This window comes from Neobacillus sp. YX16 (assembly GCF_030123505.1).
GTDB lineage: Bacteria > Bacillota > Bacilli > Bacillales > Cytobacillaceae > Neobacillus.
Genome location: NZ_CP126115.1, coordinates 6055996 through 6070260, shown reverse-complemented (window position 1 = coordinate 6070260; position 14265 = coordinate 6055996). Strand labels below are relative to the sequence as shown.

Annotated in this window: 16 protein-coding genes; 14 read left to right on the top strand and 2 right to left on the bottom strand. The window is 41.7% G+C overall.

The window, feature by feature from the left end:
- Positions 1 to 80: 80 nt before the first annotated feature.
- Positions 81 to 578, bottom strand: coding sequence for a DUF2529 domain-containing protein (locus QNH48_RS29650; RefSeq protein WP_283953193.1), 498 nt, complete (start codon positions 576 to 578; stop codon positions 81 to 83).
- A 168-nt stretch (positions 579 to 746) separates the two neighbouring features.
- Here QNH48_RS29650 and QNH48_RS29645 point away from each other — a divergent pair, with 168 nt between their 5' ends.
- From QNH48_RS29645 to prmC, 11 genes are all read left to right on the top strand, one after another.
- Positions 747 to 1118 (top strand): response regulator, encoded by a 372-nt coding sequence (locus QNH48_RS29645; protein ID WP_095247517.1) that lies wholly within the window; start codon positions 747 to 749, stop codon positions 1116 to 1118.
- 236 nt (positions 1119 to 1354) lie between these two features.
- Positions 1355 to 2209 (top strand): class II fructose-bisphosphate aldolase, encoded by an 855-nt coding sequence (locus tag QNH48_RS29640; protein WP_095247518.1) that lies wholly within the window; start codon positions 1355 to 1357, stop codon positions 2207 to 2209.
- A 191-nt stretch (positions 2210 to 2400) separates the two neighbouring features.
- Positions 2401 to 3048 carry a fructose-6-phosphate aldolase gene (gene fsa / locus QNH48_RS29635; protein WP_095247519.1) on the top strand — a complete coding sequence of 216 codons (648 nt, stop codon included), beginning with the start codon at positions 2401 to 2403 and terminating at the stop codon, positions 3046 to 3048.
- 195 nt (positions 3049 to 3243) lie between these two features.
- The gene (locus QNH48_RS29630; protein WP_283953192.1) at positions 3244 to 4533 is read left to right on the top strand and encodes a UDP-N-acetylglucosamine 1-carboxyvinyltransferase; all 1290 of its coding nucleotides are present in this window, start codon (positions 3244 to 3246) and stop codon (positions 4531 to 4533) included.
- A 78-nt stretch (positions 4534 to 4611) separates the two neighbouring features.
- Positions 4612 to 5574 carry a class II fructose-bisphosphatase gene (gene glpX, locus QNH48_RS29625; RefSeq protein WP_095247521.1) on the top strand — a complete coding sequence of 321 codons (963 nt, stop codon included), beginning with the start codon at positions 4612 to 4614 and terminating at the stop codon, positions 5572 to 5574.
- 256 nt (positions 5575 to 5830) lie between these two features.
- Positions 5831 to 7096: a transcription termination factor Rho gene (rho, locus tag QNH48_RS29620; protein ID WP_095247522.1), complete on the top strand. Its 1266-nt coding sequence runs from the start codon at positions 5831 to 5833 to the stop codon at positions 7094 to 7096.
- A gap of 311 nt (positions 7097 to 7407) precedes the next feature.
- Positions 7408 to 7629: a 50S ribosomal protein L31 gene (gene rpmE, locus QNH48_RS29615; protein WP_179158036.1), complete on the top strand. Its 222-nt coding sequence runs from the start codon at positions 7408 to 7410 to the stop codon at positions 7627 to 7629.
- Positions 7630 to 7934: 305 nt separating this feature from the next.
- Positions 7935 to 8546 (top strand): thymidine kinase, encoded by a 612-nt coding sequence (locus tag QNH48_RS29610; RefSeq protein ID WP_095247524.1) that lies wholly within the window; start codon positions 7935 to 7937, stop codon positions 8544 to 8546.
- A gap of 105 nt (positions 8547 to 8651) precedes the next feature.
- Positions 8652 to 9095: a hypothetical protein gene (locus QNH48_RS29605; RefSeq protein WP_283953191.1), complete on the top strand. Its 444-nt coding sequence runs from the start codon at positions 8652 to 8654 to the stop codon at positions 9093 to 9095.
- 148 nt (positions 9096 to 9243) lie between these two features.
- Positions 9244 to 10317, top strand: coding sequence for a peptide chain release factor 1 (gene prfA, locus QNH48_RS29600; protein WP_283953190.1), 1074 nt, complete (start codon positions 9244 to 9246; stop codon positions 10315 to 10317).
- A complete protein-coding gene (gene prmC / locus QNH48_RS29595; RefSeq protein WP_283953189.1) occupies positions 10310 to 11152 on the top strand; it encodes a peptide chain release factor N(5)-glutamine methyltransferase in 843 nt (280 codons plus the stop codon). The genes prfA and prmC overlap by 8 nt, the downstream gene beginning before the upstream one ends.
- Positions 11153 to 11190: 38 nt before the next feature.
- Here the strand turns inward: prmC and QNH48_RS29590 are convergent, their stop codons facing one another.
- A complete protein-coding gene (locus QNH48_RS29590; RefSeq protein WP_256989021.1) occupies positions 11191 to 11313 on the bottom strand; it encodes a hypothetical protein in 123 nt (40 codons plus the stop codon).
- Positions 11314 to 11448: 135 nt separating this feature from the next.
- On the opposite strand from QNH48_RS29590, the gene spoIIR reads away from it, so the two are divergent.
- From spoIIR to QNH48_RS29575, 3 genes are all read left to right on the top strand, one after another.
- The gene (gene spoIIR / locus QNH48_RS29585) at positions 11449 to 12318 is read left to right on the top strand and encodes a stage II sporulation protein R (RefSeq protein ID WP_283953188.1); all 870 of its coding nucleotides are present in this window, start codon (positions 11449 to 11451) and stop codon (positions 12316 to 12318) included.
- A 226-nt stretch (positions 12319 to 12544) separates the two neighbouring features.
- Complete coding sequence (locus tag QNH48_RS29580) at positions 12545 to 12991, top strand: GNAT family N-acetyltransferase (RefSeq protein WP_283953187.1); 447 nt, start codon at positions 12545 to 12547, stop codon at positions 12989 to 12991.
- Positions 12992 to 13165: 174 nt separating this feature from the next.
- The gene (locus tag QNH48_RS29575; RefSeq protein WP_283953186.1) at positions 13166 to 14209 is read left to right on the top strand and encodes an L-threonylcarbamoyladenylate synthase; all 1044 of its coding nucleotides are present in this window, start codon (positions 13166 to 13168) and stop codon (positions 14207 to 14209) included.
- Positions 14210 to 14265 lie beyond the last annotated feature (56 nt).

The window sequence follows — 14265 nt, the reverse complement described above, 5'->3', positions numbered from 1 at the left end:
TCCATAACCAATCAAAAATAGTCCAAAACACCCTAAAAATAGTCCAAAACAAAAAACGACCCAATCTAGGTCGTTCAAAATCATTCATATTCCGCTAATATCTCATCAATTGTAAATTTTAAGCCATAATAAACGTATAATCCTGCCATTGAGGACGGATAGCCATACCGATTTCCAAAATCATCTGGCAACAGACCCTTCAAAAGCTGTAAATTGATATGTACATCAGCGATTTCTTCCAATTTTCCATCTGGAACCGATGTTGATACGGCCACAAATGGGATATCTTTCTCTTTAAGCTTCGCTGCAAGCTCTAGCGCATCCTCATCAGCCGAGGTTCGAGTGAATAGCAGCACCCTGTCGGCGGGGGTTGCAGCATCAACATTCGGTAAAGCACCCTTTAATGGTTCTGCACCCTCTAAAGCCTCAAATTCAACAGCCTTCATTTCACGAAATCCTACTAGATATATAGTCTGACCTTGTGCGAGCAGGCGGGCACCGTCCTCAAATGAAAACTCTGCCTTCTCTTCTATTCTTTTAAATAATCCCGTCAATTGGGTTGTAAACATTTTCATCAATTAAAACCACTCCTTCACAAAAATATTATAGCTTTTTAAAAATAAAAGACAATTACCACAATATACCTATATAATAAATAGAGGATTTTTAAAAGAAATGTCGAAGATTATCATGGTGGATGAAAAGGAATCAACTATAAATAAAAATAGGGTGGAAGAGGTGGAGTTATGAAAGAGAAAATTTTAATTGTTGACGATCAATTTGGGATACGGATTTTACTAAATGAGGTATTCTCAAAGGAAGGATATCAAACCTTTCAGGCAGCAAATGGAATTCAAGCACTAGATATTGTTACCAAGCATGACCCTGATCTCGTCCTATTGGATATGAAAATACCTGGTATGGATGGTATTGAAATTTTAAAAAGAATGAAAGTCATTGATCCGGATATTCGCGTTATTATTATGACTGCTTATGGTGAATTGGATATGATCCAAGAGGCCAAGAATCTAGGAGCAATTACTCATTTTGCAAAGCCATTCGATATTGATGATATTCGTGCGGCGGTAAGAAAACATATTCCTCAAAAAGCAAATTAATCCGTTTTTTTAAAAATAGAATGATTGTCGAAAAGTGTTGCCGCTTTCATTGTGAACGTTTATAATATTAGGGTTTCTTTAATGGCATTTTATCATTCAGTTTGGTATGATACTTATGAACTTTTGCTCGTCCATTTATCTTTCTCGAGAGTACATAATCAGTAAAATGATAGGAAATCCTTAATAGGAAAGCCCTAATTCGAGAAGATAAACACTCATACCAAGGAGGAAATAAAATGCCTTTAGTTTCAATGAAAGAGATGCTCATCAAAGCGAAAGCGGAAGGTTACGCTGTTGGGCAATTTAACTTAAATAACTTAGAATTTACCCAAGCTATTTTACAAGCAGCGGAAGCTGAAAAATCACCTGTTATTCTTGGTGTTTCTGAAGGGGCAGCTCGTTACATGTCCGGCTTTAAAACTGTTGTAAAAATGGTAGAAGGTTTAATGGAAGATTTGAAAGTTACCGTACCTGTTGCCATTCACTTGGATCACGGTTCAAGCTTTGAAAAATGTAAGGAAGCCATTGATGCAGGCTTCACATCTGTTATGATTGACGCTTCTCATCATTCATTTGAAGAAAACGTAGAAATTACTTCTAAAGTAGTAGAATACGCTCATTCAAAAGGTGTTTCTGTTGAAGCAGAATTAGGAACAGTTGGCGGACAGGAAGACGATGTATCTGGCAGCATTATTTATGCGGATCCTGCTGAATGTAAAGAACTTGTTGAGCGTACAGGCATCGACTGCCTTGCACCAGCACTTGGTTCTGTTCACGGTCCATACAAAGGTGAGCCAAAGTTAGGTTATAAAGAGATGGAAGAAATCGGTCAAGCTACTGGTCTTCCACTTGTACTACATGGCGGAACTGGTATTCCAACACATGATATCCAAAAATCTGTTTCCCTTGGAACAGCGAAAATTAACGTGAACACTGAAAACCAAATTGCGTCTGCAAAAGCGGTTCGTGAAGCATTAGCTGCAAAGCCAAATGAATACGATCCACGTAAATACATGGGCCCAGCACGCGAAGCCATCAAAGAAACAGTAATCGGCAAAATTCGCGAATTTGGTTCAGCTGGCAAAGCTTAATACGAAAAGCGGAAGCGCCTGAGCTAGACAATTTTAATATAAGAGGTTATTGTCCTCTTGAAAATGCTATCCAGTCTTTGGTAATACTGACAGTAAATTTGAAACCGCCCCTTAACGAGTGGGCGGTTTCAAACTGTAAGGAATAATTAGAATATTGACGAAATTTGTCGTATAAATTGGAGGAGAAACACATGAAATTTTTTATTGATACAGCTAACTTAGAAGAAATTCGTGAAGTACATGAGCTTGGATTATTATCAGGAGTTACAACAAACCCTTCGCTTGTTGCAAAAGAAAAAGATGTATCCTTCCACGACCGCATTAGAGAAATTGCTGCGCTTGTTCCTGGTTCTGTTAGTGCAGAGGTTATTGCACTTGATGCAGAAGGCATGATTAGAGAAGGTAAAGAACTGGCAGCAATTGCCCCAAATATCACCGTTAAAGTTCCAATGACTCCTGATGGCTTAAAGGCTTGTCATGCATTTTCAGAAGCAGGGATTACCACCAATGTTACTTTAATCTTCAACGCTAATCAGGCACTTCTTGCAGCAAGAGCAGGGGCTACATACGTTTCACCATTCCTAGGCAGATTGGATGATATCGGTCAAAACGGCTTAGAATTAATTTCTCAAGTCGCAGATATTTTTACGGTTCACGGACTTGATACACAAATTATTGCGGCATCGATCCGTAATCCAATTCACGTTACAGAAGCAGCGCTTAGAGGAGCACATATTGCAACGATTCCTTACAAAGTATTAATTGGCTTATTCCATCATCCATTAACAGATAAAGGGATTGAAGGATTTATGAAAGATTGGGCAGGCCGTAACGCATAAATTTACCAATTTTTAAAACTTTTTTTCATATTGATACATGAAAATAATATATTAGTGTACACTAGATGATAGACAAATTGTCGGATTATGTAATTTGCTATTGGAAATAATTACCTAAATGCGAATTTTGAATATCAATTTAACTGATTAATTAGTGTTCAAAGTCCATCCCAATGGCGTAGAAGGGAGTCGAAAATGGAAAAACTTAAAATTGCGGGCGGATATCCGCTTAAGGGAACCGTAAGAATAAGTGGTGCAAAAAACAGTGCAGTTGCGTTGATACCAGCAACCATTTTAGCAGAATCACCGGTGACAATTGAAGGGCTGCCAGATATTTCAGATGTAGAAATATTGAAGGACCTGCTCGAGGAAATTGGCGGGAAAGTAGAGCTTTCAGATGATTTTGATATGACGGTTGACCCATCGACCATGATTTCGATGCCATTGCCAAACGGAAAAGTCAAGAAGCTTCGTGCCTCTTACTATCTAATGGGGGCGATGCTTGGCCGTTTTAAAAAGGCCGTCATCGGTTTACCGGGTGGATGTCATCTTGGACCACGTCCGATTGATCAGCATATTAAAGGTTTCGAAGCACTGGGTGCTCAGGTAACAAATGAGCAGGGCGCTATTTATTTGCGTGCGGACGAGCTTCGCGGCGCACGTATTTATCTCGATGTTGTCAGTGTGGGCGCAACCATTAATATCATGTTAGCGGCGGTAAGGGCAAAGGGCAGAACGATTATTGAAAATGCCGCAAAAGAACCGGAAATCATTGATGTCGCGACCTTACTAACGAATATGGGAGCGAAAATCAAGGGGGCAGGAACCGATGTCATCCGTATTGATGGTGTAGACAGCCTCCATGGCTGCCGTCATACGATTATTCCTGATCGAATTGAAGCGGGAACCTATATGATTTTAGGTGCTGCTGTCGGTGAAGGCGTATTAATCGATAATGTCATTCCTCAGCACTTAGAATCGCTGATTGCTAAGCTGCGAGAAATGGGTGTGAAAATTGAAACGGGCGATGATCAGGTATTTGTCAGCAGTTCGGACAAGTTGAAGCCAGTTGATATTAAAACCCTGGTATATCCTGGTTTTCCAACCGACCTGCAACAGCCATTTACCACTCTCTTAACGAGAGCGACGGGTTCTAGCGTTGTAACGGATACCATTTATGGTGCCCGTTTTAAACATATTGATGAATTAAGAAGAATGAACGCAAACATTAAAGTCGAAGGCCGCTCGGCAATCATTAGCGGACCTCTTAAGCTTCAGGGTGCAAAAGTGAAGGCAAGCGATCTTAGAGCTGGAGCCGCCCTTGTCATTGCCGGACTTCTTGCTGAAGGCATTACAGAAGTCACAGGCCTTGAGCACATTGACAGGGGTTACAGTCATCTTGTTGAAAAATTAAATGGGCTCGGTGCAACCGTTTGGCGTGAAGCTTTGTCAAAAGATGAAGTAGAACAACTAAAGAATACGTAAATAAGCTATACTAATTCCTTGAATCTGTTATACTAATGTTATTGAAAAGTATAAATAGAAATTTGGGGGATTGAGAACATGGAGAGAAGTTTATCTATGGAGCTTGTTCGCGTAACAGAAGCGGCTGCCCTTGCTTCAGCACGTTGGATGGGACGCGGGAAAAAGGATGAAGCGGATGGTGCTGCAACTTCTGCCATGCGTGATGTGTTTGACACGATCCCGATGAAGGGAACGGTTGTGATTGGTGAAGGCGAGATGGACGAGGCCCCAATGCTTTATATCGGTGAAAAACTAGGTACAGGGTACGGACCTCGTGTCGATGTAGCCGTTGATCCACTTGAAGGTACAAATATCTTAGCCGCAGGCGGATGGAACGCTTTAGCTGTTTTAGCAATTGCTGATAATGGCAACCTTCTTCATGCACCGGATATGTATATGGAGAAAATTGCTGTTGGCCCTGAAGCTGTAGGACTTGTGGATATCAATGCTTCTGTTCTTGATAACCTAAAGGCAGTAGCGAAAGCGAAAAACAAGGATATCGAAGACGTTGTAGCGACCGTATTAAACCGTCCGCGTCATGAGCATATCATTGCTCAGCTTCGTGAAGCAGGCGCACGAATTAAGTTAATCAATGATGGCGATGTGGCAGGAGCGATTAATACTGCTTTTGATAACACAGGCGTTGACATTTTATTCGGCTCTGGCGGTGCTCCGGAAGGCGTCATCTCAGCTGTTGCTTTAAAATGTCTTGGCGGTGAAATCATTGGTAAATTGCTGCCTCAAAGTGATGCCGAATTAGAGCGCTGCGTGAAAATGGGACTAGATGTCAAAAAGGTACTTCGCATGGAAGACCTTGTGAAAGGGGACGACGCGATTTTTGCAGCTACCGGTGTAACAGACGGTGAGTTACTGCGCGGTGTTCAATTCAAGGGTTCTTATGGATCTACTCATTCAATCGTTATGCGTGCAAAATCAGGAACTGTCCGATTTGTCGAAGGTCGTCACAGTCTGAAAAAGAAACCAAATTTAGTGATTAGATAAATTTTTATAGTAAACACTTACTAAGAGACTAGACCTAGATTCTAGTCTCTTCTCTCCATATTCTGCAAATAGAAAATTTCCAGTTGATTATTATTTTAGACAAAGGGTACAATAGATAGTGTTTTATTAAATTGATTCTGCTATTCTATTCATTTCTATCTTTCCTCAATATATTTTTAGAAATCAAAAATCCTCTATTATACGATTAGGTTCTCGGTAACGAAAATAGAGTAAAAATTTTAAAGTGTGGTGTACTATGGAATTAACTATATCAAGTTTAGAAAACATGAAGCTGAAGGAGCTTTATGAGCTTGCGCGCGAATTTAAAGTGACTTACTATAGTAAGTTGTCGAAAAAAGAACTTATTTTTGCCATTTTAAAATCAAGAGCGGAGCAGCAAGGTTACTTTTTCATGGAAGGCGTTTTGGAAATCATCCAATCTGAAGGCTTTGGATTCTTACGCCCGATCAACTATTCACCAAGTTCGGAAGATATTTATATCTCTGCATCGCAAATCCGTCGTTTCGACCTTCGTAACGGTGATAAAGTATCCGGTAAGGTTCGACCTCCAAAGGAAAATGAACGTTACTATGGACTTTTACATGTAGAAGCAGTTAACGGTGAAGACCCGGAATCAGCAAAGGAACGTGTTCACTTCCCAGCATTAACTCCTCTCTATCCAAACAGACATATGAAACTCGAAACCACTCCAAAACATATCTCTACAAGAATTATGGATGTTGTTGCTCCAGTTGGTTTTGGACAAAGGGGCTTAATTGTTGCACCGCCAAAGGCAGGGAAAACAATGCTGTTAAAGGAAATCGCTAACAGTATTACGACGAATCACCCTGAAGTGGAATTAATTGTTCTTCTAATCGATGAACGTCCAGAGGAAGTAACCGACATTGAGCGCTCGGTTGCTGGCGATGTTGTCAGCTCCACGTTTGATGAGGTACCAGAAAACCATATTAAAGTCGCTGAGCTTGTCTTAGACCGCGCCATGCGTTTAGTTGAGCATAAACGCGATGTCGTAATATTAATGGACAGCATTACGCGTTTGGCCCGTGCTTATAACCTTGTGATTCCGCCAAGCGGACGTACCCTTTCTGGTGGTATTGACCCAGCGGCGTTCCACCGTCCGAAGCGTTTCTTCGGGGCAGCCCGAAACATTGAAGAAGGCGGAAGCTTAACCATCCTAGCTACGGCATTGGTTGACACTGGTTCACGTATGGATGACGTTATTTATGAAGAATTTAAAGGGACAGGTAATATGGAGCTGCATCTGGATCGTCAGCTTGCAGAACGCCGTATCTTCCCAGCACTTGATATTCGCCGCTCTGGCACACGGAAAGAAGAGCTGCTTCTTCCGAAGGATCATCTGGACAAACTATGGGCCATCCGAAAATCGATGTCCGACTCACCAGACTTCGCCGAGCGCTTCCTGAAAAAACTAAAACAAACCAAATCCAACGAAGAATTCTTCGCCCAAATTGGAGAAGAACTAAAGGGAAGAAGATCATAATATTCGGCACTTGTTGATTGGAACGGAAGGCACGAGACTCCTGCGGGAGGACGGGGCAGGGGAGACCCCGCAGGCGCTTAAGCGCCGAGGAGGCTCGCCGAACCGCCCGCGGAAAGCGAAGTGCCTGGAGTGGAAATCAACAGACTTGTATTGTGCAGAGAATATTTAAATCCATAAAAACCCAACTTGCCAAAATAGGTTCACCTTGTTATAATGTGAACAGTGTCTTTTTAGTAATTGGTGTTTGTTTATAAAACAGACATTTATATAACTCTGTTTCGAATGATTCAGGGCGGAAGGAGATGAAAAGAATGAAAGCAGGAATTCATCCAAATTATAAAATGGTACAGGTGACTTGTGCATGCGGAAATACTTTTGAAACTGGTTCAGTGAAAAATGAAATTCGCGTTGAAACATGTTCTGAATGTCATCCATTCTATACTGGTCGTCAAAAGTTTGCTGAAGCTGGTGGACGTGTAGACCGTTTCAACAAAAAATACGGCCTTAAAGATCCAAACGCGCAACAACAATAATCACTCACACAAAACAGGCAAGCAGAAACTTACTTGCCTGTTTTTTAATTGCTCTTTTCTTAAACTTTATTGCTTTTTGTAACAAAAACTAAGGATTATGAGGTTTCCGCTTAAAAACAGCATTTAATAAGAAAAGAGCTTACAAACTAAATTCAAGGCGCAAAATAACTATTTTCGCGTTAAAATTGGCTTTAAGATTTTAACAACAATAGTTGAGTAAATAGCCTGTTTAATTGAATAAAACATGTTGAATGTTAAAAATATAGATGTAGAAGGTTTCGTACATAGGAAGGAGACGCCGATTTATGTATTTAATGAAGCAACTCGGATGGGTTGAGGTTATTTGCGGCAGTATGTTTTCAGGAAAATCAGAGGAATTGATTCGTCGCGTCAGACGGGCTCAATTTGCTAAACAAAAAATAGCTGTTTTCAAACCGAAAATTGACAATCGCTATAGCGAACAATCTGTCGTTTCCCATAATGGCAACTCTTTTCATGCGAAGCCCATTTCCCATTCGATTGAGATTTTACACCATGTAGAGGCGGATATCGACATCATCGCCATCGATGAAGTACAATTTTTCGATGAAGGGATTGTAAGGGTTGTTCAACAGCTTGCTGACAGTGGACATCGCGTAGTTGCAGCAGGGCTGGACATGGATTTCCGCGGCGAGCCTTTCGGACAAATGCCAGCATTGATGGCAATTGCCGAAACGGTAACGAAACTCCAGGCTGTCTGCAGTGTTTGCGGATCGCCATCAAGCCGGACACAACGTTTAATCGACGGCAGACCAGCTTCTTATCATGATCCCGTTATCTTGGTTGGTGCTTCGGAAGCCTACGAGCCGCGCTGCCGCCACCATCATGAGGTACCTAAAACTGCATCCTACCGCATACAAGAACCTGTGGTGAAATAAGATGAAAACCGTCTGAGACTAAATCTCAGGCGGTTTTTTTGGAATAATCTTACTAGAACGATCTTCCGAATGCTTGGGAAAGATAGTTGTAGGAGGTGCAATACTTTGAAAAAAATCATGTGTTTAGGGGTATTAATGGTCCTCATGCTTTCAGGCTGTATGAAAGGGAATGACACGGAAAATACCGCTTATAATTTGCGTAATGACAATACGAACCCAAATTATATGTCTAACAATGTAAATCAGGACGTGGGTCCAATGTCTGACCAAAACCCGAATTTCCTTAATTTACGCGGAACATCAATGAATGATGCCTCTAATAGAAACAATACCGGCAGAGATATAGACATAGCCAGAGATATTGTAAATGGAACAGATGGATTTAGATCGGAATCGATTTGGATTAACAATGCTCAGGATCGAATGACGGTTACGGTGGATACCAGAGGTAAGCTCAATGGCAATGATCGTGATAAAGCCATCGAACGCCTGCACACAAAATTACAGCAGGCTTTACCGCGCTATTCTTTCCAAATAAGAGAACGGTAACATGCTCTGGCTTCAGGGCATGTTTTTTTTTTTGATTCTCGTACTTTTTTGTGGAACAAAATTTTTTCTCCAAGAATTTGGTTTTGACGGGGGTTTTCACCTATACTATAATTAGAATGTTATGGACAAAAACTAGAGGTGAATAACTGTGTTTGATCGTCTTCAATCCGTTGAAGATCGCTATGAGAGGTTAAATGAACTTTTGAGCGATCCGACCATTATTAATGATTCAAAAAAACTACGTGAATATTCAAAAGAACAATCTGATATACAAGAGACCGTGCAAACGTATCGTGAATATAAAGAGGTCCGCGAACAGTTTCAGGATGCTAAGGCTATGCTTGATGAAAAGCTCGACAACGATATGCGCGAAATGGTCAAGGAAGAAGTCAATGAGCTTGAAAAGCAAATCGAGGAACTAGAAGAAAAAATGAAGTTCCTGATGATTCCGAAGGATCCAAACGATGACAAAAACGTTATCTTTGAAATCCGCGGTGCTGCAGGCGGCGAGGAAGCGGCTCTATTTGCAGGAACACTTTACCGTATGTACAGCCGTTATGCGGAAGCACAAGGCTGGAAAACGGAACTAATTGATGCCAACGCAACAGGTCTTGGCGGTTACAAAGAAATTAGTTTTATGATCAATGGACAAGGTGCCTATTCCAAATTGAAATTTGAAAATGGTGCTCACCGTGTGCAGCGTGTACCGGAAACAGAATCAGGCGGCCGGATTCATACTTCAACCGCTACTGTGGTTTGTTTACCAGAAGCGGAAGAACTAGAAGTGGAAATCCATGATAAAGATATCCGTTTTGATGCGTTCGCTTCGAGCGGCGCCGGGGGTCAGTCTGTTAATACGACGATGTCAGCGGTTCGTTTAACCCATATTCCGACTGGAATTGTGGTATCGATTCAGGATGAAAAATCACAGCACAAAAATAAAGACAAAGCGATGAAGGTATTACGTGCGCGTGTTTATGACAAGTTCCAGCAGGAAGCACAGGCTGAGTATGATCAGGTTCGTAAATCAGCGGTTGGTACCGGTGACCGTTCTGAACGTATTCGTACTTACAACTTCCCGCAAAACCGTGTTACTGACCACCGTATCGGCTTAACCCTTCAGAAGCTGGATCAAATTATCGAAGGCAAGCTTGACGAAATCATTGATGCATTAACGCTAGAAGATCAAACAAGCAAGCTTGAAAGTGGTTCTGATGAGTAAGAAAGTCTATGAAGCTCTGCAATGGGCTTCTTCTTTTTTAAAAAAATCAATGCGGGATGAAAACGCTGGTGAGCTGTTGCTTCGCCATATCACGGGGATGTCGCGCTCGCAGCTGTTTGCAAATGTTCGTGATGATTTACTGGATTCTCAATGGGACGAGTTTGAACAGGCGGTCCATGAACATGTAAAGGGAACGCCGGTTCAATACATAATTGGTTCAGAAGAGTTTTATGGGCGGAAGTTTATCGTCAATGAAGAGGTATTGATTCCGAGGCCGGAAACCGAGGAACTCGTTTACGAAACATTGAAGCGAATCAATAAACGGGAATTAAAGGTAGTCGATATTGGGACGGGCAGCGGGGCGATTGCGATTACCTTAAAGCTTGAGCAGCCATCGTTAAGCGTATATGCCTCTGATATTGCAGAGGAATCCTTGAAAGTAGCACGAGAAAATGCCACCAGACTTGATGCTGAGATTGAATTTGTCCAGGGGGATTTGCTGAAGCCGTTCCGCGGACAGAGTTTTGATGTGGTAATTTCAAACCCGCCGTATATTCCGGTAAGTGACATTGAAACCATGTCAGAGGTGGTAACGGAGCATGAGCCGCACCGGGCGTTGTTTGCGGGCGAGGATGGACTCGATTTCTACCGGCGCTTTATGGTGGAGCTGCCAGAAGTGATAGCACCATGCGCGCTGGTTGGCTTTGAAATTGGGGCCGGTCAGGGGGAGGCGGTAGCCGACCTTTTTAAAAAGGCGTTTGTGAATGTGAAAGTGGAAATACTTAATGATATTAATGGCAAGGACCGGATGGTGTTTGCGGAAATAATTCAGTAGCAGAGCGGTTCATATGAATTCGCTCTGCTTTTTGTGGTTTACTTATTTTGACGTTCTTGGGCCTTTAGTGCGACTCTTTCCAGGCCATTATGGGCAAATTCTACATCTGTTTTCGGCATAGCCGGATTATTTTTCAATTTCTTATTCTTCTGTTTAGACATGTTTTTTTCACCTCCGCTATTTTAGTTTGCTTTTTTATGAAGAAAAAATTCCAAAACTAGTTTTTTTAATTTTACTAGTTTAAGATTCTTGGCATTTGTCCAAAATGAGGATAGTGAAGGGACGGTGCGGGAAATATGAACAGTAAAGTATTAGTATGGTCTTATTTAATCATTTTATCGTTGGGAACGATTTTAAACTTATATATACCAAAAACGGAAGCGGTGGCGAAGGATTCGGTTGTAATCCCAGCGGAAGCGATTCGACTCCGAATTCTTGCCAATAGTGATAGTGCACAGGATCAAGAGATTAAACGGATGGTCCGCGACGCGGTCAATGAGCAGATTACGTTGTGGGTTCAGGAGTTAACGTCATTGGAGAAGGCAAAAGAGGTGCTTAACTCGAAGCTGCCAGAGGTTCAGGCAATTACTGAAAAGGTTGTAGCGGAGCAAGGGTCAACTCAAAGTGTGAATGTGGAGTTTGGGAAAGTTCAGTTTCCGACTAAATTGTATGGTGAGTTTTTATATCCAGCAGGAGAGTATCAAGCCATTTTGATTACCTTGGGCGAAGGGAAAGGCGCAAACTGGTGGTGCGTGCTTTACCCGCCATTGTGTTTCCTAGATTTCTCAAATGGTGTTGCTGTACAAAGTGAAGGGTTTGAAAGCAAGGCATATGCAGCGGAAAATGAAGAACCTGTTGAAAGTGTGGCATTAGAGGAAGAGCAAGAAGTTGAAGAAATTGAAGAAGTGAAGGTTACTAATTTTAGTAAGAAAAAGAATCAGGAAGAAGCTGCTGAAGATGAGGAAGTTGAAATCGAAGAGGAAGTTGAGATCGAAGAGAAAGTTATAGAGGAAAAAGCAGAGGTAAAAGTAGAAGAGAAGAAGCAAAGTGATGTGAAGAAGGAATCCAAAAAGGAAAAAACTGCTCCAGTTTATACAGCAGAAGACGAAGAACCCGTTAAGGTGAAATTCTTTGTGGTAGAAATGTTTGAAAGTATTTTTAAATAAGGGATTCTGGGTCATCGCAGATATAATGGATTTAACGCTGATATATTTGAATGAACGCCGATATAATTATTTATCTAGGATATCTACTAATATTGAAGTAGCCAGTCTCTGAAAATGGGGCTGGTTTTTTATTTTTTCGATAACTTTAATAGATTTCGTATATATTTGGTTCTAGTTCTCTCATTTTTTCATAATAATAGAGTATCAAAATAATGAGGTGGTAGGGATGCAAGCACTTATACGTTGCGCGAATAAAGAGGATTTGGGCACTTTAAGAGAGTTCCTGATGAAGGCGAGCCTTGGGACGGATGGATTAACGGAAGAAACGGTAGAGTACTTTTTATTGCTAGAGGATGAAGATGGGTCGATCAAGGGTACACTTGGAATGGAGGCTTTCGCTGAGGGTGGATTGCTGCGTTCGCTGGTGGTTTCGCCGGGACAAGCGGAAAAGGATATTGTGCTGTTGATAACTCAAATGATGCAGCTGGCGAAAGAAAAAGGAATGAGAAGTTTGTTTTTGGCAACAAATAAAGGCGTGGCCTTGCCATTTTTTGAATTGCTAGGTTTCGAGAAGGTGGACCGGGACCTATTACCTGCTGAACTTTATTCACTTGAACACATTCGACATGTATTTAATGTGGATAACTCGTTATTTTTGAAATTTTCACTCTAACTGTGGATTAATCCACAAAGTTATCCACTGTTTCAAGATAGTTATGCACAAATTGTGGATAAAGGGTTGTGTTTATGTTCACCATCTTTTATACTTTCAAAAGTAATATGTGACAAAGAGCCTAAATTCGGCAAATTTCGATATCATTTGCGCTTCCGGTAAAGGTGGATAAGTATGAACACAAAAGTATGGAAAGTGGATAAATATGTGGATAACCTCGAAAATAATCCACAGGTTGTGGATGCCGCTCGTTTTTTACAGGAAAATGAAGTGGTGGCATTACCCACAGAGACTGTTTATGGACTAGGTGGAAATGCCGAAAGTGATGTGGCGGTGGAAAAAATCTTTGCTGCTAAAGGCAGGCCGAGTGATAATCCACTGATTATCCACATTGCGGATAAAATGCAGCTCACAGCATTTGTTGCTGAGATTCCTAAAAAAGCTGAAATATTAATGGAAAGGTTCTGGCCAGGACCGTTGACGATTATTTTTAAAAAGAAAGACTGCGTTCTTTCGGATAAAGCAACCGCAGGCTTGGATACAGTTGCCGTTAGGATGCCGGATCATCCTGTGGCCTTGGCACTTTTGAAAAAGTGTCAACTGCCAATTGCTGCCCCGAGTGCGAATAGCTCTGGCAAGCCAAGCCCGACAAATGCCCAGCATGTGTTGGATGATTTAAACGGGAAAATAGCAGGTGTGCTGGACGGCGGTTCGACGGGTGTGGGCGTAGAATCAACGGTTGTAGATTGCACCGAAGAAATTCCGGTTATTTTAAGACCAGGTGGAGTGACGAAAGAACAGCTGGAGGGTGTTGTTGGTGAGGTCCATCTTGATCGTGCATTGATTGATGAAGCCTCAAAACCAAAGGCACCTGGGATGAAGTATCAGCATTATGCCCCGAATGCCCCGCTCTTTTTAGTCAATGGAAGTAAGTCTTTTCTGCAAGGTTTAATAGAAGGAAAGCAGAAGGACGGACTGCGAGTGGGTGTGCTCGCAACTGAGGAGAGTGTGGAGGATTATCATGCTGATGTTACCATCGCTTGCGGGAAAAGGGACGAGCTTGAAAGTGTCGCGACTGCACTCTATGAAACGTTACGAAGCTTTAACCAGGAAAAGGTGGACATTATTTTTAGTGAAATGTTTCCGAATACCGGTGTAGGCCATGCGATCATGAACCGTCTGCAAAAAGCGGCCGGAAATAAAATCATAAACGAGTAACCGAGGTCTCCTTAAAAGGAGACCTTTTTTTTAGAAAATGCTCTTTCGGAACGGAC

What these genes read in the sequence shown, in the direction of transcription:
- QNH48_RS29645 (WP_095247517.1), top strand. Translation starts at nt 747, where the DNA reads ATGAAAGAGAAAATTTTAATTGTTGACGATCAATTTGGGATACGGATT.
- QNH48_RS29640 (WP_095247518.1), top strand. Translation starts at nt 1,355, where the DNA reads ATGCCTTTAGTTTCAATGAAAGAGATGCTCATCAAAGCGAAAGCGGAA.
- fsa (WP_095247519.1), top strand. Translation starts at nt 2,401, where the DNA reads ATGAAATTTTTTATTGATACAGCTAACTTAGAAGAAATTCGTGAAGTA.
- QNH48_RS29630 (WP_283953192.1), top strand. Translation starts at nt 3,244, where the DNA reads ATGGAAAAACTTAAAATTGCGGGCGGATATCCGCTTAAGGGAACCGTA.
- glpX (WP_095247521.1), top strand. Translation starts at nt 4,612, where the DNA reads ATGGAGAGAAGTTTATCTATGGAGCTTGTTCGCGTAACAGAAGCGGCT.
- rho (WP_095247522.1), top strand. Translation starts at nt 5,831, where the DNA reads ATGGAATTAACTATATCAAGTTTAGAAAACATGAAGCTGAAGGAGCTT.
- rpmE (WP_179158036.1), top strand. Translation starts at nt 7,408, where the DNA reads ATGAAAGCAGGAATTCATCCAAATTATAAAATGGTACAGGTGACTTGT.
- QNH48_RS29610 (WP_095247524.1), top strand. Translation starts at nt 7,935, where the DNA reads ATGTATTTAATGAAGCAACTCGGATGGGTTGAGGTTATTTGCGGCAGT.
- prmC (WP_283953189.1), top strand. Translation starts at nt 10,310, where the DNA reads ATGAGTAAGAAAGTCTATGAAGCTCTGCAATGGGCTTCTTCTTTTTTA.
- QNH48_RS29590 (WP_256989021.1), bottom strand. Translation starts at nt 11,313, where the DNA reads ATGTCTAAACAGAAGAATAAGAAATTGAAAAATAATCCGGCTATGCCG.
- spoIIR (WP_283953188.1), top strand. Translation starts at nt 11,449, where the DNA reads ATGAACAGTAAAGTATTAGTATGGTCTTATTTAATCATTTTATCGTTG.
- QNH48_RS29580 (WP_283953187.1), top strand. Translation starts at nt 12,545, where the DNA reads ATGCAAGCACTTATACGTTGCGCGAATAAAGAGGATTTGGGCACTTTA.
- QNH48_RS29575 (WP_283953186.1), top strand. Translation starts at nt 13,166, where the DNA reads ATGAACACAAAAGTATGGAAAGTGGATAAATATGTGGATAACCTCGAA.